The sequence below is a fragment of the Ohtaekwangia sp. genome (assembly GCF_036786105.1).
Taxonomy (GTDB): domain Bacteria; phylum Bacteroidota; class Bacteroidia; order Cytophagales; family Cyclobacteriaceae; genus Ohtaekwangia.
On sequence record NZ_DAIQRQ010000028.1, the window covers coordinates 1 to 21,145 of the forward strand.

The following is a 21,145-nucleotide window of genomic DNA, read 5'->3' on the forward strand; positions in this document are numbered from 1 at the left end:
TTTCGTATACAGTTTTAGAGAACGGGTAATTATCGTTTACGATCTGGTCGTTGGTAGCAGTATAAAACGATCCTTGCTCGGTTGGTGCTGTAGTATGATAGGAACCATTATTCGTAGTACCAGTATACGGTAGATAATTTTTGGTAGACCGCCCCTGTGCATCATATTGAAAGAGCTGCACCATATCAAGATTATTGGCACTGGCCTTTACTGCCACTTGCTGCACGGGCCGGCCAAGACCATCTATATAAGTAATAGTAGTATTGCGCTGTGCATCGGTAAGAGCCGGAAGATTAGCTTCTGTTTTTTCAAACTTGCGAACTCTTTCGGATACTATCGAACGAATACTTGAGACTGGCATTGTTCCTTGCACCGTTACGCTCACAGGTGTTGTGCTGCTCCAGCATCCTTGTGCATTTACTGTGCGTGCGTAATACGTAACCGGACCCGTTACATTTACTGTGTAGGCAGTGCCGGTACCCAGCATAGTGCCGGTAGCCGCAGCGTTGCTATACCACTGAATCGAACAACTCGTGCACGTTGGAGTAGTCACACTAAAGGTAAAGAGTCCAGCCAGCATCACCTCACCTGCCGTGTTGCTGTGAGGAGCCGGTAATGCCGGTTTACAATTTACACTAATTGAAGCCTGTGCTCTCAAGAGCGTCCCATCATAGGATGATATCGTCCCAACGCCTATAGCTGTCCAGTGAACAGTGGCCGTTGCTTTATGCGTTGTGTTGTCTACAGTAGTAGCAGTAATAGTTCCGTTGGAACTAACAGTCCAGTGGGCATTGGTCCAGTTATCATCCACAGCAACCGTAACGCTATAAGTAACCGTAGTATCAAGCGTTACAGTGGTAGGGCCAACTATCGTATAGTTTTGCGCTTGGGCAGAAAATGAAGCCAGTAATAATATACCGAAGACACTGGTAAGGCTAAGCGCACGTAATATCTTATTCATAGTTTGATGAGCAGTCAGTAAATGAGATGGTTGATTTTAACCGCATGTGGCAGTCTTAAATTGTGTACTATTGAGCACTGCAATTGTCTATAATCACTGTATCGATTGGAGTGCTTCCTGATCTGCCATCGGCAGTGGTAATGACGCACATTACTTCCAGACTCGGGGTGCCAGGCAATGGCTTGAAAGAAAACTGCGCATTGGTAGTCATGTCAGTCCACGCTGACGTACCGAGGTTTCGCATCTTCCATTGATACGTTGGAGTACCGGTCACACCTGCACCAGTAGTCGATACATCAAAGTAAGTCATGGTATTCGGTGACGCTCCGCTCTGACCGACACAGCCCGCCAGCACTGTATTAGAAATACATCCCACTTCCGATATACCTTTATGACAAATACCAAGACCGGTATATGGTTTGTAACCAGAGAGCGTAAAGGAAGTAGAAGATGATTGTGTGGTATAGTTAGCAGCACTAACATCCAGATACATGATATATGAACCAAGTGCGGTAAAGCTACAGGTGAATGTTGTGGACGTTGACGATTGTGTTGCGAGCACAGTTCCATCGGATTTTGTCAGTCGCCACGAATAGTTAGCGTTGGGCACGCAAGCGTTTCCTGTAGCCGTAAAAGTGCGAGTATCGGCTGCATACAGCGGTGCTGAAGGAAGGGCAAATGTCGCTACCAGGCTTATTCCTGTAGGGAAGTTATAGGTATTGCGTGTTATTATATTGCCGTCCATATCGCGCGTAAGGCGCGTTCTTCCTATCGCATCATATTCGGTAAAGCCTGTGACACCGCTGGCGTGAGCAGTAGTTGCCGTTATACCGTAAGGGAATTGATAGGTATAAGAATTCATAGCAGCCTGATCGGGATAAAACGCTACATCATCCAGCAAAGGCCAGAGGGATGCTGAACCTGTTGGTGCACTGAAGCCAACACCATTAAGTGTGATCACCATGTCAGATGGTGCTGCTGCTACGTTGAACGATTTACGTTTGAATACAAAGGCTGTATTGGCAAGTACCTTGATCGTATCATTTACATACGTAGTTGTACCGGCTGTATTTTTAATTACAATATTTACCATAAAAGCTGTGGCACTGGCAGTCTTTGCCCGGAATGATACTGCATAGGCTGTTGTGTTAGCAGCTTTTGTTACCGTCTTGGTAAGCGTAGCATAAGGATGTATGGCTTGCGCCCCGGTATAGCCTGCACCATAGTATGGATTAGTAAGCATAAACTCATTACCGGTAGTAGTTTCAAAATCCGAAAAGGCAAATTGCACATTACTACCGGCCGACTGGGCAACATGTGAAACCTGTGCTACCGGCACAGTACCTGTGTAGCCGTAGATGGTGGTAGCCGGAACACGTCCTAGACCTATTGCAGAAACAAGATGCCAATTTGCTGTATAGGACGTCATCGTATTATCCAGCTCATAACGGGAATCAGTATTTAATACATAGGTACTGCCTTGTAGCACGGGTGCCGATTCTGTAAAATTGGTTACTGGTTTGCTTGCCTGCAGTGCATAATGTTCCTTCGGTAATACACCACCGGGCGTAAAATTATCGTACTTGACCAGCTCGGCTGATATGGCGCGAAGTGAATCTGTGCTGCTTCGTTGGAAGTACTGAATGGTTTCAATCGGTGTGCTATTGCGACCAGCCGTTTGAAGGTCTTTAATGCGCAGCAAGGAGTTATCAGAGTTGGCAGCGATCGTACCAAAATCCAATGGATATTTTATTTTGGTAGTATAAATCGTTCCGTCTGCATTAATGGCTTTTGCGCGTGTAAGTAATCGATGCGATGTGCCATCATAGTAATATTCTGTTTTGGCCTGCCGGTTGCGGGCTGCGTTAGCTGCATCGTATGTTGTTACGGTACTTCGCAGCAAGGCCTTACCCATGTCAGACAGCATGTAATACTTACTGTAAAGGTAAATATTGGGATCAACTGAGTGTGGGTATATATCATAGAGGAGGCCATATATACGTGCTGGCGCCGTAAGCCCTGGTTTGAACAGGTCCTGGTATTCATTATATGTTTCCCGTACAAGCGTAAAAGCCTCATTATACTCGTACTTGTGTTCCAGTAAACCACGTGCATAATCATAGTTAGGATTGGGCGCATATGGATATACCCATGATTCAGCCTTCGCTATCAGTCCCATATTGGCGCAAGGTGTCGTATTGGCGCGGGCAAATTTATCGAGTGCAGGTGTCCATTGATCTGATAAAGCATTTCCATATTGTGCCGGTTCCAGGTATTGAAATTTCGCCCATCCGGCTCCTGCACGGTGAACTACTACATTCTGATATTGTACCGGTGCACCTCCTGCACTATTTAAATTAATTTCTGAACGTACAGTAAAGAGCTTCCATTGATCACTTATAGAGAAAGAAGAACTATAGGCGATATCGTTTGATGTTATTGCATAAGAATCAGGGTTCCTATACTTAAAGACAGGTATCAAAAAAGAAGGAACGTTTATCAGCCTTCCAAATGATCGATGCGTGACAGTGTCTTCGTAGATATATTTATTAGTGACAATATTGGAAGAATTTATGGCATCGAAGTAATCGATTTGCTTGATGCGCAAGCCACCGGCGTATTGATTGCCAGCAGCGAGTGTGTCGTAATACGTATTAGCCTCAAACGTAAGCTGCATTGTACCACCAGCGGGGTAGGTAATTTTACTTAAGGCACCTATTTTCATGGCGCCCGGATCAGGCAAGCGATATGCACCGTCTAACACAATCTGTGTACCACTATAATTGGGTATCGGATACAATCTTACCCGATTGTGAGGCTTCTCACTAGGGTATACATATAGTTTAGGTACCTGGTGATATTTTGTTTGGGCAGAAGCCAGATCACTCATTCCATCGTCAGAGGCATTGTAATAGCCCCATACGTCCGAAGCCGGATATCGTGTTACAGGAAGACCATCTTCGTTCAAATATGAAAATGTATAGGGTGACATCCGCGTACAGCCGGAAATTTCGACCACTGTCTTTAAAAAATGACGATGTGATAGCGGTGTAGATACAATCTTGTAACCAAGTTGAATCTCTTTTACAGAAGAGCTGCCACCACGTAGATCATACATCTTTACCCCGTTGAAAAGACCATTTGTATAATCAAAAGTAAGTTTGCTTCCGCCTGCCCCGGTAATACTGCTCACATACAACCGTTTAATGGTCTCATTTACATGATAAAGTTTTACCATTGCGAGCTTGGTAAGCGCTGGGCTTGCCTGACTATACACTCCCACCCTTACATCCTGATCAAAGCTTGTTGTCTGTGTTGCATAGGTATAATCCAAATGAGCTCCTGATGGAGATAGAACTTGGGTTAGACCCCATACAGCATTATAGGTTACTCCATTTCGATAGAACTGATAATCAGCCTGCATGGGGGCAATGCCATTAACAATGCTCGATGTAGTTTTTGTATTGGCCGCAACTGTACCGAATGTATAGGTAGTTCCATTACCATTTTTAATCGTAAAAGAGGTGATACTATTGGCAACTGTAGTATATGTTATTGTTACATCCTGATATGGAATCAACCGGATCGTTGGTGTAGCTGCGTTGTCAAACATAAAAGCCCCGGTAAGATTTGGCCCATTGAAGTAATAAATATCTGACTCAGTATCTTGTACAAAGTTTAAATTACTTAACTTCGCGTTGTCAGCAGCTTCATCACTGCAGTCTGCAACTGAATTATTGGCTGAAGCTGCGAAGCTTCCTATGTCATTGCTGACGCGTGTGCCAGAAGCATTAAGGTAAAGCCAGCCTTTACGTAAAAGACCAGTTGATTCATTAATATCATCAGGCAAACCACGTATTTGACGTGTAATAGTGCCGCCACCCGTTACTGCCCATCCGGCACCGTACCATGGCTCTACGGTAGCCCCTAAGTTTAAGTCATCCGGGTTGTAATATAAGAGCACATTGTCAGCCAGATCATGATCGGTAACAGTCCATAACGGTACATGTATAGATGGTGATCCACTATTCAAGTCCACTGGTATTTCTTCCTGTGAGAAAGCCTTTATAAAAAGGCAATAAAAGACCGGCAAAAGAAGTAATTTCTTCTTCATAGAAGTTCGCTTATTAATTATACTTTAATTTACTGAGTAATGAATATTAGTTGCGGAGGATACAACTAATTATTACCAGTTGTAAGAATATAAAGGGGACCGTAATGATTCAGGGTAGAAATAACAAAGAAATTGTTTTTTCTCTCGTTCAGGTTTCAGGTTAGGTGTATGCATAGTATCCACTCGGTTTGATTTTACAAATATACTTAATTACAACATAAATAAAGTAGACTAACTACATCTTGTAAACTAAACTACGTAGAAGATTACAGCGGAGTTGAAGTTATTGTTAACTCAGAAAACGGTTTAATATCTAGCCTTTGATAATCTTTTACCTTAATAACTCAGTATATTTACGGATACCATTGCCAGTAAATTATTTTTTAGGTATAGCGCTTTTACTAAAGTAACGGCTTCATGCAGTAAGTCTTGTGATCAAGGTGGTATTATTTAAAGCAAAAATCTTAGATTTTAAAATTTGGTTATCAAGTACTTCATCGAGAAACAACAGCACCTTGGTCGATAGAACTATTGAGCTGTATATTAATCCTTACTCGATATTCTATAGTTCACTGGCGTTCACTTTCATAAGTAACGGGTAGTCAATGCATCAAAAATATCAGATACATTAAAAAAAGAGCTGCCTTTCGGCAGCTCTTTAAATTGTATTCACTCAAATATCTCTTTACGGCCGGGTAAATGAATAGTTCCAGGAATATGTCTTACCGCCTATCACATAGGTTACATCTATATAAAATGTACCAAGGCAAGAATCATAATATCCAGATCCTGATGCTACTCCTCCTTCACTGGTAGTTTGTTTAGGCAGCGTTACCACCTGATCCCAGTATTTGGATGGAGAAGAAGCAAAAGTAATAGAGGCTTCAACTTCATCGCCGAAGAAGTTGTCCATTGTATACTTGTTGGGATCTGTCTCATCCTGAGTAAGCGTATTATTATCAGTCCCTCCAACTCCGCTACCAGTCTCTTTAGCTCCCCAAGCTCCTGCCCAATCAGTAGCATTATATGAACAAACGTGGCTGGCAATTACCACTACAATGTCATTTGACTCTTGCATGGTGAATTCAGCCATTTGTCCGTCAGTTGCCCCGTTGGGTTTAGGGTTAGAAGAAGACCAATCCAGGTGGAATCCCAGTTCCGATGGTTTAACATCTACGTCTCCATCATCAGTTCGATGGACCACTTTCACTTGATACGTCTGTCCTTTTTTCAGATTAGGGTAATCGACAAAAGTAGTTCCGTTATCAGTGGAAAATACGGTGATGAGCTTATACTTGTCAGTTTTCAAAGTGGCATCATCAGCAACTACCTGAGCGCTATAATGCTTGATCTCGGCATCATTATTATCACAGGATATCAGCAAGGCAAAGACCATTGCAGTCGCTGCATATATATAATTTCTATATGTGCTTTTTAACATATTTTCAACTTTAATTTAAGTTCAATTCTTCAGTTTCTTCTACTTCAATGTATATACATCGGTCACGTTCCTTTTATTAGTAGTGTAATGGAGCGTAAATTTCGTGTTGTTGTTTTCTACTTTGATAGTAGGACCTGATCCGATAGAAATGCCGGCCTTCGTCCAGTCACCATCTTCAGCAAGTTTTTTGGGATCAATTTGTGCTTTGAAATTTGACAATACGCCATCTGTATTAGTGAAAGTGATAACATAATCAGCATTATCATAATACCCTGTCTTAACACGTATAGTGGTAGGATTAACTGGTGAAAACACTGCTGTTTTACCTGTGAAAGTAATATCAGGGCTACCAGATGGAGGATCATCAGGTGTTCCATATCTGGTAAAATCCCAACTGTATAAGCCGGCTATAGGATTTCCTATGATATGGAAATATACTATACCATGACTTTCACTAGTGGTAAGTTCGCCATCATTAATCGTAGTAATCGGTAAAGAACGGCTTTCTGTGAAATCGATGTTAGGCGGGTAAAATACAACCTTAAATTCTGCATACGTTTCACCTGCCTTGATGGTAGCAGTTGTATTTAAAAATTTATACTGATCATCTTTCATGAACATGTACTGCAGAGAATCAGACGAATAGTTATCGTTGATGGCATTTTGCAAAGTCTTCAACGTAAAAGTCACATCCTTATTTACTTTACCCTGAATAGTCACATAAAAGGAAATGGTATCTGCTTCATCAGCTGGTGAAAGAAGTAATGTTTGTGAGGCAAAATATTGTAAGCCTGTATTCACTACAACAGGTGCAGAGCCTGGTGTCGGGTTATACGTCATCTCAACAAATGGTGCTTGTCCTCCGGGAGGTAAGTTCATTGGATCCCCATCAAGGCACGATGTAAGCAAGCTGCCTGTCGCCAAAAGGCAAAGGCACATTAATATTTTCAATAATTTCATAAGTCAGTTTTTATTTAGCCCAGAAAATAAGTGAGTTGAATGAATCTGCAGAAGGAACATTGGCTCCATTGTACTGAACCTCACTGCTAGGATATAGAATCCGTGTTGGAAGTCTGTCAGCACGGGGACTTTGAGAAACCTTGGATGCAAAGGTAGTTTCAGGGGCAATTCCCGACACTTTAGGGAAGCCGGTTCGTCTATACTCATTCCATCCTTCAGCACTGTGTATCATGTTAAGTGCTATATATTTCTGCGTGATAATGGCTTCTATTTGTTCACTTTGAGTGGTTGCCAAATCAAAATTCACAAGATAAGAAGAACTGTTGCTGCTCAGATATGCTGCTTCATCAGTAGTATAATTTCCTGACGCCGTACCATTCGGCAGTTGATAAAGGTATTTGAATGATGCCAGTATACCCGCTTCAAAAAGATCTTTGGCTGTTTCACCTACTGGTATACTAATGCCAACCACCTTTGCTTCGGCTTGCAGGAAGTTACTCTCTGCCACTGTAAATAAAGGATAACCAGCTTCAGGCCCCTTTAAGACACCGGTTGAACTACCTGCCAGTGTACCTTTTCTTTCGGATCCCGGATACCAAAAACTTCCATCAGGGCTCTTTGGAATGCCAGTACTTTCATAACCTAACTGGTTGGTTCCTGTACTGGGAAATTGATAGTACATCGCTTTTCCTCTTCCATTGTCTGTCAATTTTGTTCCATCATAGAAAGTCATGATAAACGTAGAAGGTATCCACGACTTGAGACCTGCACTTCCTGTATTACTAAAAGCCCAAGTATTCCATGCCGGATTCTGCTTATTATTATCGCGGGTATACCCAGGATTAACTAATGCATCACCTTCATCTTTTGTTAGGAATCCTAACGCATCAAAATTTGTGTTGGTAAAAGTTACTTTACCGTTTGCTCTGATAACCAGTCGTAACTTAATGGTATTAGCCAATTTAATCCAATTCTCCATTTTACCCTTGAATACAATGTCATTGGCTGATATCGAGTTAGGCGCTATTGGAGACGCAAGTCCCTTCTCAATTGCTGCAATTGCAATATCAAGCTCGTCTGCCAGACTCTTGTAAATAGAAATAGCATTATCATATCCGGGTGTCAAATTTGCAAGACCTTGCAGAGCATTTGTATAGGGCACGTTATTGTACGTATCTACCAACAACTGGAATCCATAGACCTTCATGATCCTGGCCACGGAATTAACATACGCATTAGCATCATCTCCATCAGTCTGATTGATGATATATTGATAATCTTCAAGGTTGTCATAAGACACCGGCCACAAGTTACTGTAGTTATTCGGTGTATACTTATATGAAACCGTTTCATTAAAACCTCCATAACCACCGGCGTTGGCCGCATATCCACCAATCTGCATTCCATACGTATTGTACGCGTTCAACACAAGAGCAGTAGCAGCCAGTGCCTGCGGAAGCACAAGTTCAGCACTTGCCGAGGTTGGCTTATTTTTATTTTCATTTATGTCCAGATAGTCATTGCAGGAAGAGAGTACTGCAGCAACTAAAAAGATCATTATCGATAATTTTCTCATTGTTTCTTTATTTAGCGTTCTTAATAAACTTCATTGAAAACGGCTATACCTTTTAGAGTGTAAGGGATAAAGTACCTCCATAGTAACGTACTGGCGGTGTCTGTCCAATATCATTCAAGCCTGTACCATTTCCAGTAGATCCAGCAGTACTATATTCAGGATCTGTATAATAGTTATCTTTGGCCATCCACAAGAACAGGTTACGTCCTTGAACGCTGATAGTAGCTCTCTTGATAACTTTGGTTTTTCCGAGAATAGAAGATGGTAAATCATAAGACAACGCTACTTCTCTTAGCTTAATGAAAGTACCGGATGTTACATAGTTAGAGGTTGTATTTCGATTAATACCGTCAGACCAGAAACCGTTGTTACCATTACCATTTGCAATAGCAACTGTTTTGTTTTCTACATATGTTCCATCATCAGCCTTGTATACAGAGTTCGGAAAGATAAAGCTTTGACGATCATACGCTGCAGTTCTGTAACCGGTTCCTGACCAATCCAATTCAGTGCCTACACCGTTAAATACTTTATATCCACCACGATATTCAAATAAGATAGAGAAGTGGATGTTTTTATAGCTTACAGCTGCATTTGCACCGATGCGATTTTTAGGAGTAGCATTTCCTAAAATAACGTTATTCGTTGTTGCCGAAGGTAAACCGGTAATACGATCTACAATCACATGTCCTTGTGGATCACGTTGATAATCCAACCCCATAATAACAGGGAACGCCTGGCCAGCTACAGCGGCAGAAAGAGCATTACCCGATGTTTGCAATGTCAACTGGGGCAATTGAGCCGAAATTGAATTTACTTTATTATTCAGGTAGGTATAGTTACCGGATAAAGTTACTGTCCAATCAGGAGTTTTAATAGGCGTTACACTTACTGCAAGTTCTAAGCCTTTAGAAGATGTCTCTCCTACGTTGGTAAGCAATGAATTGAAACCAGTACTGTTTGATAGTGCAGTTGTAACCGTTTGATTATCTGTACGTGAATGAAAGTACGTAGCATTCACACTAATCATATCTCTCAACAAGGTAACATCAACACCGAATTCATAACTGTGCGTTAACTCTGGCTTGATGCTGGCACTAACTAATCTGTTATCAAGTGAGTAACCGGCTAAACTTCCGTAAGGGAAACCGTTGCCCGTACCATAACTGGTGTTAGAGTTAAATGTCGGAAGTAAGTTATACGCGCCCAAATCACTATACAATGCACTTCCTGGATATACACTAGTATTGGAACCTAAATTAACGAGACCAGTCTTGGATATACCACCTCTAAATTTCAAATAGCTGATAAGATTGCTTTCTTTAATAGCAGCAATCGCGTCACTAGCTACAAATGAAGCCTCCGCTGAAGGATAGAAGAAAGAACGATTGGTCTTATTCAATCTGGAATCCCAGTCATTACGGCCTGTTGCTGTCAAGAAAAGGTAATCTTTAAAGCCAACAGTCAATTTACCATAAACACCCATTAATCTGGTTTGATATTCAGCCTCACCAAATAAAGGAGTTCCAGTGCCATTATTCAGGTTATAGAGATTTTTAATAATAAGACCATTGGCATTCGTTGCCTGAATTCTGGAATTGTTCTCAATTAACTGTGTACCTCCAACTAAATTGAAATTGAATTCTCCAACAGTTTTATCATATTGAGCAAGGAGATCAGTAACCAATTGATTGGTATACATTGCAGTCTCTGTTACTGATGATGGAATATCAGTCTTTGAGCTTTGATCTGTACCCTTGGCGTATGTGGTATATTTATAACCTTCTACTGTTGATTTCTGAGTATAATTCCTAGAAGATATACCCTGACGGGCAATCAAATTCAAACCGTCAATCGGAGTGAACTTAAGCTCAAGGCTACCAGTCAGATAATTATTTTTATCAAGCTCGCGATTTGTAGCTGCTGTAAAATAGGGGTTTAAATACCAAGGGTTATAGAAACCGTCAGGATTTGCAAATTTGCTATTTCTCCAATCTTTGAAAGCAGTGATATCTACGTTTGACGGCATGTTCAACATGTTTTGATATATCACATTTGTTGCTGATGAAATATCATACTTGTTAGGTGCATATACAGTAGAGTAAGTAACCAACACTTTGTTACCTACCTTTCTTGTACCATTAACCCGCACGTTACCTCTTGTGAATTTATCACCAGGTGTAGTACCAGTTGTTGTTACATACTGACCGGAAACCATCAGAGTTGACTTGTCATCACCGGTAGATACAGAGAAATCTGTTTGCTTCGTTATACCTACTTGCCAAAAATCGGCATGACCTGGTTTGTAGGTGTAAGGAGTATAGAGCTGGGTACCATCTTCCAGCTTTGGCCCGAGAGGACGAAGAGTGCCATCAAAAGCCGGTCCGTAGGACTGGTTCTCCAAGTAATTAAAATAAGGACTACCATCTGGATTTATACCGTAAGCTGAACCACCCGAACCAAATTTCGTCTGAATCTTTGGCAAAAATGCTACTTGAGAAGCCTGAATATTTTGCGAAACGTTTATCTCGGTAATTCCAGCTTTACCTTTCTTAGTAGTAATAATAACTGCACCATTGGACGCTTGTGAACCATACAGCGCAGCAGCACCTGCTCCATTCAAAATGTTTACGGACTCTATATCATTTGGATTGATATTGCTCAGCAAAGAGCTTGGCACAATAACATTATCAAGAACAAGGAGGGCCTGATTGTTACCTGTTAAGGAGCGTTGACCGCGAAGTATCAATCTATACTCAGGGTTAACGCCACTGCTGGTTGCATTAATCTGGAAACCAGCTACTTTACCCTGTAGCCCGGCTGCCATATTAACGGCCTTTCCTGTGGTTAGAGTTTGCGAATTGATAATTGCTTGTGCAGAGCCGAGTTCTTTTTGTCTTGCCTGAAGACCACCCGCACCGGTGATAACGATCTCATTCAGTTGAGTAACATCCTGTGACATCTGAACATCGACTGTAGACCGAGCTCCGATTTCGACTTCCTGAGATTGTAAACCAATGAATGTAAACACCAGTGTGCCGCCTTGGCCAGGCACAGACAACTTAAAATTACCATCGCCATCGGTTACCGCTCCATTAGTTGTGCCTTTCAATAATACGTTCACTCCAGGGAGGCCAGAGCCGTCCTCAGCTGAAGTGACCTTGCCAGAGATTGTTCTGTCCTGGGCATAAGTCTCCAAACTTATCAGCAATGGGATAAGCAGAAACAGTAGAGTTTTCTTCATACTTTAATGTTTAGGTTATAAAGCCTTAAAGTTGAAGAAGCTTTGAACTACGGGAAATAACGTATAATCAGTAAAATATAGATGATTATGTAACGTAAATTACGTTATACAAAATACAAATCATCCGTTGCAATCGATACACACCAAGCTTTTGAAGCACTCGTTATTACTACAAAAAGGAAACAACTCCGTAATATTTGCGGCAGCAAATTAAAATGGGCCTGCAGAAGCAGGCCCAGGTAAGACATTCTCCTGTTAGAAATTCGGATTTTTGGTCGATACTGTACTTGTTGAAGGATTCAATACAGATTCATCGGCAGGAACATCCCAGTAGTCCAAAAAATTATAGTTTATTGTTACATCGGTATATAAGGTACCGTCAGATGCGTACAGTGTATTGCCGTAGCTTCCCCCTCCATTTGCGATATCGTAAGTATATCCCCATCTTCTATAGTCATAAAAAGAAATACCCCTAAAGGCAAGGGCTACCCTCCTTTCGCGAACAAGCTCTACCATAGCCTGTGTTTGGTCAAGTCCTGTGTTGGCTACTGCGCTTACACCGGCACCCATATAATCGCGCACAGCATCTACATAGGCCAAACCATCATCAACGTTCCCCAATCGTATATTTGCCTCTGCAAGCATTAAGGCATTTTCCTCATAGCTTCCGGCAATGAACAATTCGTATTCGCCAACTCGTTTTGTTCCATAATCGTAAACACCGGCTTCACTCACCGTACTGTCTTCCAGGCTATATCTTGTACCAAACGTCAGGTCATCTTCATAAGTCGTTTCCATGTCAAAGTTCAAAAGGCGTTTATCATCTGCTTTAAAATTCTGAACAAATCTTTCACTTAACTTAAAAGAAGATGATGCATTGGTACCCGTAGCCATAGCCGCTACAGAACCGGTAGATGCCGTAAAGAATCCATTCTTCGACACTGTTCTTCCGGTAAAAACAAAGTCACCCTGCTGAATGCCGTTTGTAGCATACGTCAATACATTCGTCCAATCAGATGCAGTCATTGTGCTGGTCGAAGATTTTGCAATTGAAGCATTCAGATCATTATTTACAAAAGGTGCAAGCTTGTTCAACAGTATATTACGGGCGAGCATGGTATTAATGTTACGCTTCCACATGTCGACACTCAGAACACCACCATTACCAGTCTGGCAAAATGCAGGGATCAATTGACTGAGTACTGTTTGATAGTCGTCAATGCTGGTAATGCCATCCAATGTGCTGGCAGCGAGACTAAAATACTCATTGGATTTTGCGATTACGTCATCGTGCAATACATATTCACCGCTCGGTTTTCCAACCTCATCTATTATCAGTCCTGAATAATACATAGAGCCTATAGATGCATAGGCATATCCCTTCCACCAGTAGCACCATGCTTTGAGAGTATTCGCTCTTGAACTTGCATCACCACTAAACGATATGCCGTCAATGAGGCTGAGCACTGTGTTACATGCATTATTCATCGCATACATATTCGTCCACTGATAGTAGGTAGGATTATACCCCGCACCTGTTTGAGCCCTGGTATTGTTGGCGCGCAGTAGCGAAATAGATGAAGTTGGATTCGACATTTTTGTACCATCATCCAAAATAAAATAGTCTGGTATACTTAACGTACTGATCAATTGATTGGCCGACTGAGCGCCAACAATATCCCCTAGCAATTCGCTATAGCCATATACGAGTGAGAAATAGCTATCGCCTAACCATACATCTCCGTTGCTAAAGCCATTGATATAGACACCCCCCTGTGCGAGTGATATTAATCCTGGCTCGCTGGCCGCATTACTCTTTATTGTTGGTGCATTAGGATTCCCGACATCCAGTTGATCCTGGCAACCTATCGTTCCTCCCAATACAAAAGTTATCAGAAGGATTATTATAGTTTTATTCTTTCTATTCATCATAAATTCCAGATTGATACGTGAGAGATTAAAATGTGACATTCAATCCTACCTGGTAAGATTTGGTATTCGGCAGTGTTCCGTTATCGACACCACGATCAAATGACGAGTTTACAGCACCCGAGCTGATTTCCGGGTCAAGTCCTGTATACTTGGTAAAGGTCATTATATTTCTTCCCGTCAATACAAGCTGAAGTTTTTTGAAATATTTAAGATCAAACACCTTGGCTAAATCGAAGCCGATTGAAATGTTTCGCAGTCTCCAGAAACTGGCATCTTCATAGAAGTAATCTTTTGTGGCATTGTTTCCCGGTCCGTAAAGACTTCCCCAGGCGCTGGTATAAGCGCTTTCATAATAAGCGGTATAGGCTGCAGTTTTACCATCGATCGTAACAGGCTTCGAGAAATCAGAATGAATACCGTCCCTGTACATCCATTCTCTGAGTTGATTATATACATGGCTTTTGTATAACCAATCAAACTGAAACGAGAATGACAGGAAATTCTTATACGAAAAAGTATTGATGAACGACGCATTGAACTTAGGATTTGGATCACCCAGCGGATGTGTGTCTTCTGTAAACTGTATGGCTTTGGTTGCTTTGTTTACTACTCGGCCATTTACGATCTCATATTGTGACTCATCGACAGACGATATATAGCGTGTTCCATCAGCTTTCTTTTCATCCAGACTTGTTAACGCCTTGAACCCATATATTTGCCCGATCTTTTGCCCTGGCGTTAACGTCAATGCTGTAGATCCGGCAGCAGAAGTAAGAATGATATCTGCTCCTCCGCTTATGTTATCTATTTTGGAAGTCTGTCTGCCAAAATTTGTAGTAAAATCCCATGTAAAATTTTCAGATTCATACACTGGCATGGTCAATTGAAACTGTATACCATGTGATGACATACCGATGGCATTCGTTAAAGCACCTGTTGTTCCGGAGCTTGGCGCCTCACTCACGGCATAAATAACATTTTCGCTCTTCCTCTTCCAATACGTGAATGATCCATGTATGTCATTAAACCAGTTTCCTTCACTTCCTGTACCCAATGTGAAATCAGTACCCGCTTCAAATTCTTTCGATACTTCTACTTTCAGATTTGGGTTTGCACCGGTCTGTTGTAAAGAATATACAAGGCTTGATCCCAGGTTACTTTGATCCAACACCGGGTAGCGATCATGAGGTCCCGGCTGAATACCGGCTTCACCGTATGCTGCTCTTAATTTGAAATAAGGCACCGCTTGTTTTATACCATCCCAGAAATTGAAGGAAGATGGTGCTATAAATCCATCTGCATGCGGGAATGTGAAGGGCTTGGAACCACCACCAAAAGCAGATGACCAATCGCTGCGAAAACCACCGGTAACTCCTGCATAATCGCCGTACGTAATCTTCTGGTTTACCAGATATCCATAGGTGATAAATGTTTCTGAGTAATCAAGGCCAACGGCCTGCGATGACGTTGATTCCATATTAGAGGGTGGAAGCAGCGGCAATCCAACTCCATACGTATCATACTCCTTATAAACATTTTTCCGATAGTCGAACGAAACCTGTGTAGAAGTTTCTATGGGCAGATTAATATTGAAGTCGTCTTTAAAGTTGGTATATAAAAATGCACTTCCCAGGAAGTTTCGAAATGTTCCTGTATAGTTCCAGTTATCAACCTCACCTGTATTGGCATTGGAGTTAGATGAATAAGCCCATGTTTCATAATAGTTGGAATTTATATTTTGAGTCTGATTTTTATATATCCACCGGGCATTTTCTGTTCTATAGTTTATGCCATATTTAGCATCCAGCTCAATAAACTTGTTTACTTTGTAGTTGGCGTCAAAATTCTGCAAGATGTCAATTTTGTTATCCAGGCTGCTGGTATAATATTGCTGATAGAATGGATTAAATGAATTTACACTTACAAAATCCGCGTATTGATACGCCGGAGGCGTGCCATCGGGCAATTTATACTTCAAATCGAAGAACGGCGATGTGTTCAGGAAGCCCCATACGGATGCAACGTTTCCTTGCGAATCACCTTGCCCAAACCCAGCACCACCTGCACCTCCAAGGCCTGGATCAATATTGTTTCTGGTATATATTAACTGCGTAATGGATCTGACCTTGAATCCCCTGAATAATTCTGTACCTATATTTGTCGTAACATTATATCGATCGTAGTTTCCATTATTCATTACTGGAGTGAGCGTCTGATTACTGGATACGGATATTGCATAATCGGTATTATCATTCGCCCCCGATATATTAATGCTATGATTAATTGTGTGGCCTGTTTTGAAAACCTGCTTGAAGTGATCGTAGTATTTAAGATTAGCATTGTAAGGTTGATCAGCAACGTTCTGCGGATCAAGGAGTGCATATCGGGTACCTCCACCATATTTATAAGAAAGTCCTTCGATAGATCCGAAGTCATTATATGTTAGTATTGTGCCATCTAAGCTTACAATGTTGTTGTTTGAATCAGTAAGGTAAGGATGCAGGCTGGCTTTGCTTACATGGCCGTTGTTAACAAAAGAATTTTCAGCATAGCCAAATGAATAGTTAACAACAGGTGCGCCTTTCTTTCCGCGCTTTGTAAAAACCTGTATGGCACCGTTCGCTCCTTGCGCACCGTATAGCGCAGCAGATGCAGCACCCTGCACAACCTCAACTCTCTCGATGTTGCTAAGATCAAGCGAGTTCAAATCTGTTGCAGCCATCTGCACACCGTCAACAATAATCAGCGGCTTGGTTCCCCCCTGCACAGTGTTCATACCACGCAACACTATATTTACAGGATCGCCTGGATTACCACTGGTTGATGAAATTTGTGCTCCCGCAATTTTACCGATCAAGGCCTGATCAATGGAAGCGGTGGGTGCTGCCGGAAGATCCTTTGATGTAACAGATTCAACTGCTATACCGAGTCTCTTTTTCTCAGTAGCTACACCTGTTCCGGTAACAACAACTTCTGTAAGTTGAGTAACATCAGAAGACATCGAAACATCAACGACAGCTCGTTCACCAACGGGTATTTCTTCGGTCTTTAGTCCGATAAAGGAAAAAACGAGCGTAGCGTTGGCCGACACTGATAACGAATATCGTCCATTGGCATCGGTAACTGTACCCTCTGTTGTTCCCTTAACGATTACATTTACTCCTGGCAGTGATGAGCCATCATCTGCAGAAGTCACTTTTCCAGAGATCGTTCTTCCCTGGCCCATACTTTCAAAACTTGCCCATAGCAGGACAAGCATAAGCAGTAAATACTTCTTCATGCTTTAGTGTTTAGGTTTATGGTGCTAAATATGGAGAAGATACAACTGCCATAAAATCACCCAACATCTGTAATTTTAATTGATATACTATACCTAATTTAGAGAACAAAAAACAAGTCTATCTATATTTTTACACGGTATTACCACACACTATTCAGGTTTACAGATATCCCCCAGTATAGAATAGACATAAAAACATCTATATAAAAAGAAAGGGCCGCGTACGAATCGCGGCCCCTGTTATCAAACCCTATCCAATGAATGCACCAGCCAGGCCACTTCATTTGAGTAACCTGTACCAATGGATTATACACTATATAATAGAAACAAGCTTATCATTGATAGCTTTCTTCACCACCTCCGATTTGCTACCCACCTTAAGTTTGCGGTATATATTTTTGATGTGCGTTTTGGAAGTCTCTTGAGAAATTTGAAGCTGGGTAGCTATTTGAGTATAGCTTTTTCCTTCAGTAACCAATTTCAACACTTCGGTTTCTCGATCTGATAAAGGCGATACCGGGTTTACCCAGAACGTTTCCAACAGCGTGCGGGTAAATACAGGACTCAGGTAAGCACCGCCATCCAATATTTTATCCAATGCTGTTAGAAAATGAGAAAGGCCAGACTCCTGAAGTACATATCCGGTAACACCGGCAGCAATGGTCGACAGGAAAAGCTCACGCTGACGTTCTCCTGTAACCACGAGGAATTCAGTTTGCGGACGTTTTTCACGAATGCTCTTTATTGCTTCAATCCCTTCTATACCTGAGAAAACAAGATCCATTACTATAAGATCCGGAGAAGTTTTGTTCAATTCCTTGATTGCCTCTTCGCAATTGCTATAGGTAGTAATGAGTGAGCAACGATTGTTAGACTCTATAGCATATGCGAGACCATCGCGGTTTTTAGGATCCTCCATTATCAGAATCAGTCTGGCTTTAAATCTTCCCTGTATCATCTTGTTTATTGATTAACGTTTGAAATCTATGTTTTTAAGCGTGAGCTTATGCTCTGATTACGGTATCAAACTTAGCACATATTAGGTATGCCAGACAATCCTGTTTATACGCATGGAAATGTGGTTATGCCACCGAGAAAGGCATCCGTATTTCTACTTAGCTGTTACCATGCGGGAATGCGAAGTAAATGGTGTATGGAAATGTATATAATTTAGGTATATAAATGGTAAGCAGGCGAAATATACCATTTGCGATTGCAGGAAACAAGAACGCACAGAGTGCGCAGAGAAAAGACCCTCTCTATAAAAACTCTGCGACCCCGTGCGTAAACCTTAAATGACTTAAAAGCACTTCCTGCTTCTCCTATATCTTGTAAAAACGCACAGAACTCACAAAGAAAAGACCCTCTCTATAAAAACTCTGCGGTTCCGTGCGTAAGACCTTTATTCTATATTCTATTTCTATTGACTGATGTAGCTGGCTGGGAATACGGATGGTAAATGTAGTGCCCTCTCCGAGTTTCGACTGAACGTTTATACTCCTTTCAGCCAGTCGATCGTGTCCTTTACAATAAACAGGCCGTGGCCAGTGCCCTGTGCCTGATCCGATGCGCGAAAGAACAGATCAAATATTTTCTCCTGATATGCAGGCGAGATTCCAGTACCGTTATCTTCTACACGTATATCACAAACTTCTTCTGTGATCTGTGTTGCAATTTTGATGAATGGATTTTGCTTTTGCAAGTCCATGTACTTTATAGCGTTGGAAAGAATATTTGTAACGATAGTCTGTACCCTTACGCGATCTGAAAGCAGTTCAACATGCCCCTCTATATGCCATGAAAATGGCTATATCTCTTCCGGTATAGAGGTTCTTCAAATAGTCGAGTTCTTCTGTCAGCAGCTTGGTCAGGTCAATTTTATCACGTTGAATTGCCAACTTATCGTTACGGTAAAAATTGTTCATTCCTTCTATAAATGAATCCAATCGCAGAAGGCTCTTCCTGATCATACTAAGGTATTGCACCAATTCTTCGTAAGAAGCCTGCTCTGCTATTTTACCAATCCCAATGCCGACATGAGCGGGGCTTTGAGATCATGCGTTGTTTTATAAATAACCCGATCGAGTTGCTGATTGGAACGGATCAATTCCTGCTCCCGTAATTTTTGGGGTGTAATATTATAGAGCTTTAATATAAGCCCCTGCACTTCATGACGATCCAATAGCTTGGATACGTTCACATCAAAGTATACTTCCTGTTGGTCGCGGTGGGTAAATACAAATTCATCAACGATATGCTCCATTCCTTTTTCAAGGCTGTCGATACAAATGCTGTAGTTTATCCCGGTCTATAAATTTCAGGATGTCCTTACCTACCAGCGTCATTATTTCAACACCCAGCGCTTTTGTTACTGCGGATGAAGCATATCGGATTCTGAACTTTTGATCAGTGACTATAAAAATATTTCAGAGTTCTCGATCAGTTCTCTGAATAATCCTTCTCTACATTTCATTCTTCCTTCCCACGGCAGGCAAAGGCCCGTGTACTTTATATCAAGATCGCCATACTGCTTAGCTGGCTGGATATCTTGAGGTTTGAAGCATTTACCGTGGCCTGGTTAAGCTCAAATTTTAGTTTTCCGTCTACTACTTTAAAATTGATGCAACTGCCTTTTTGCCCCAGCCCGTTACCATCGGTAATGGTGAGGATTGACTTGCCAGCCGTGCTGCTTTTAATGCTATCAAAATCTCTGTTCTTGGATTTGCCAACGTAAACTACTTGGCAGTCGGATGTTTCGGCGGGAGAGGCTAACTTCTTTATCACATACTTCTTACTTCCTTTCGGCTTGCCATCGTACCACTGTTTCAGTGTGTTAAAGACGTTGTCATCTCCAATTACACCTACAATAAATTCACCTGCTTCGCCTTCGTTAGGCCATTGTACATACTTGATAAAGTTGTACAGCATTGCAGCGTGGATTTCATGGGGGGGCCGCTCTTGGGCAATTCCGGTTCCGATCGAAAAAATTGAGAGGATCAAAAAAATAGAGGTTCTCATAGATTAAGTTATTTAGGGCTCTTAATACTAATCTATGAATTAATTGGGAAAAAACCCCGAAGTGTAACCTCCGAGGCTTTCCAAACAACCCATTAAATCAGTATTGCCATTGAGGAAAGTGAACCTGAAACCTTCAGATTTGAGGCCTCAATGGCTTTTTGGTTCAATTCAAATTTAAGTTTGCTATCAACTGTTTTGAAGTTGATGCCACTTCCTTTTTCACCGAGTCCGTTCTTATCGGTGATCACCAGGGTACCTTTGCCTTTTACTTTGTTGTTGGCAGTTTCAAATTCACCGCTCTTGGATTTGTCGATATAAAGTACGTGGCAATCTGCTATTTCAGCAGCAGAGTTAAATTTCTTAATCACGTAGGTTTTTGAACCTCTGGGTTTTCCGCCATACCACTCTGTCAGCGTTTTGTAAACATCGTTGTTGCCAATAACACCGATCACAAACTCTCCACCGGTTGCTTGGTCGGGCCACTGCACATAACGGGTGAAGTTGAATACCATCATGGAATACACCTCGTGCATGGGTCTCTCTTGCGCAAAAACAGTCCCGCTTATCAGGAAGACTGCCAGTGCAAGGATTTTATATTTCTTCATAAAAACTAGATAGG

General features: G+C 41.6%; 14 protein-coding genes. All 14 read right to left on the bottom strand.

The genetic code is table 11. The features are described from left to right. On the bottom strand, nt 1-961 hold a 961-nt coding region (locus V7Q33_RS12965), incomplete at its 3' end, for a DUF6443 domain-containing protein (protein WP_333820105.1). Between the two features lie 67 nt (nt 962-1,028). Continuing rightward, nucleotides 1,029-5,075 (bottom strand): hypothetical protein, encoded by a 4,047-nt coding sequence (locus V7Q33_RS12970; RefSeq protein ID WP_333820106.1) that lies wholly within the window; start codon nt 5,073-5,075, stop codon nt 1,029-1,031. Between the two features lie 685 nt (nt 5,076-5,760). Continuing rightward, entirely contained in the window at nt 5,761-6,516 is a 756-nt protein-coding gene (locus tag V7Q33_RS12975; RefSeq protein ID WP_333820107.1) for a hypothetical protein, read from the bottom strand. A 39-nt stretch (nt 6,517-6,555) separates the two neighbouring features. Beyond that, nucleotides 6,556-7,476, bottom strand: a complete 921-nt coding sequence (locus tag V7Q33_RS12980) for a DUF1735 domain-containing protein (protein ID WP_333820108.1) — start codon at nt 7,474-7,476, stop codon at nt 6,556-6,558. A gap of 10 nt (nt 7,477-7,486) precedes the next feature. Continuing rightward, entirely contained in the window at nt 7,487-9,034 is a 1,548-nt protein-coding gene (locus V7Q33_RS12985; protein ID WP_333820109.1) for a SusD/RagB family nutrient-binding outer membrane lipoprotein, read from the bottom strand. A gap of 70 nt (nt 9,035-9,104) precedes the next feature. After that, nucleotides 9,105-12,296 carry a SusC/RagA family TonB-linked outer membrane protein gene (locus tag V7Q33_RS12990; RefSeq protein WP_333820110.1) on the bottom strand — a complete coding sequence of 1,064 codons (3,192 nt, stop codon included), beginning with the start codon at nt 12,294-12,296 and terminating at the stop codon, nt 9,105-9,107. A gap of 255 nt (nt 12,297-12,551) precedes the next feature. Then, nucleotides 12,552-14,228 (bottom strand): RagB/SusD family nutrient uptake outer membrane protein, encoded by a 1,677-nt coding sequence (locus V7Q33_RS12995; protein ID WP_331976708.1) that lies wholly within the window; start codon nt 14,226-14,228, stop codon nt 12,552-12,554. Nucleotides 14,229-14,253: 25 nt separating this feature from the next. Next, the gene (locus V7Q33_RS13000; protein ID WP_333820111.1) at nt 14,254-17,508 is read right to left on the bottom strand and encodes a SusC/RagA family TonB-linked outer membrane protein; all 3,255 of its coding nucleotides are present in this window, start codon (nt 17,506-17,508) and stop codon (nt 14,254-14,256) included. 313 nt (nt 17,509-17,821) lie between these two features. Next, nucleotides 17,822-18,466 carry a response regulator transcription factor gene (locus tag V7Q33_RS13005; protein ID WP_333820112.1) on the bottom strand — a complete coding sequence of 215 codons (645 nt, stop codon included), beginning with the start codon at nt 18,464-18,466 and terminating at the stop codon, nt 17,822-17,824. A gap of 534 nt (nt 18,467-19,000) precedes the next feature. After that, nucleotides 19,001-19,300 (bottom strand): sensor histidine kinase, encoded by a 300-nt coding sequence (locus V7Q33_RS13010; protein ID WP_333820133.1) that lies wholly within the window; start codon nt 19,298-19,300, stop codon nt 19,001-19,003. Then, entirely contained in the window at nt 19,284-19,478 is a 195-nt protein-coding gene (locus tag V7Q33_RS13015) for a hypothetical protein (RefSeq protein ID WP_333820113.1), read from the bottom strand. Before V7Q33_RS13015 ends, V7Q33_RS13010 begins: the two co-directional genes overlap by 17 nt. Nucleotides 19,479-19,519: 41 nt before the next feature. Beyond that, nucleotides 19,520-19,771, bottom strand: a complete 252-nt coding sequence (locus V7Q33_RS13020; RefSeq protein WP_333820114.1) for a hypothetical protein — start codon at nt 19,769-19,771, stop codon at nt 19,520-19,522. A 245-nt stretch (nt 19,772-20,016) separates the two neighbouring features. Then, nucleotides 20,017-20,526: a YfiR family protein gene (locus tag V7Q33_RS13025; protein ID WP_331976699.1), complete on the bottom strand. Its 510-nt coding sequence runs from the start codon at nt 20,524-20,526 to the stop codon at nt 20,017-20,019. A gap of 92 nt (nt 20,527-20,618) precedes the next feature. Further along, nucleotides 20,619-21,131, bottom strand: a complete 513-nt coding sequence (locus V7Q33_RS13030) for a YfiR family protein (RefSeq protein ID WP_331976697.1) — start codon at nt 21,129-21,131, stop codon at nt 20,619-20,621. Nucleotides 21,132-21,145: the final 14 nt, after the last annotated feature.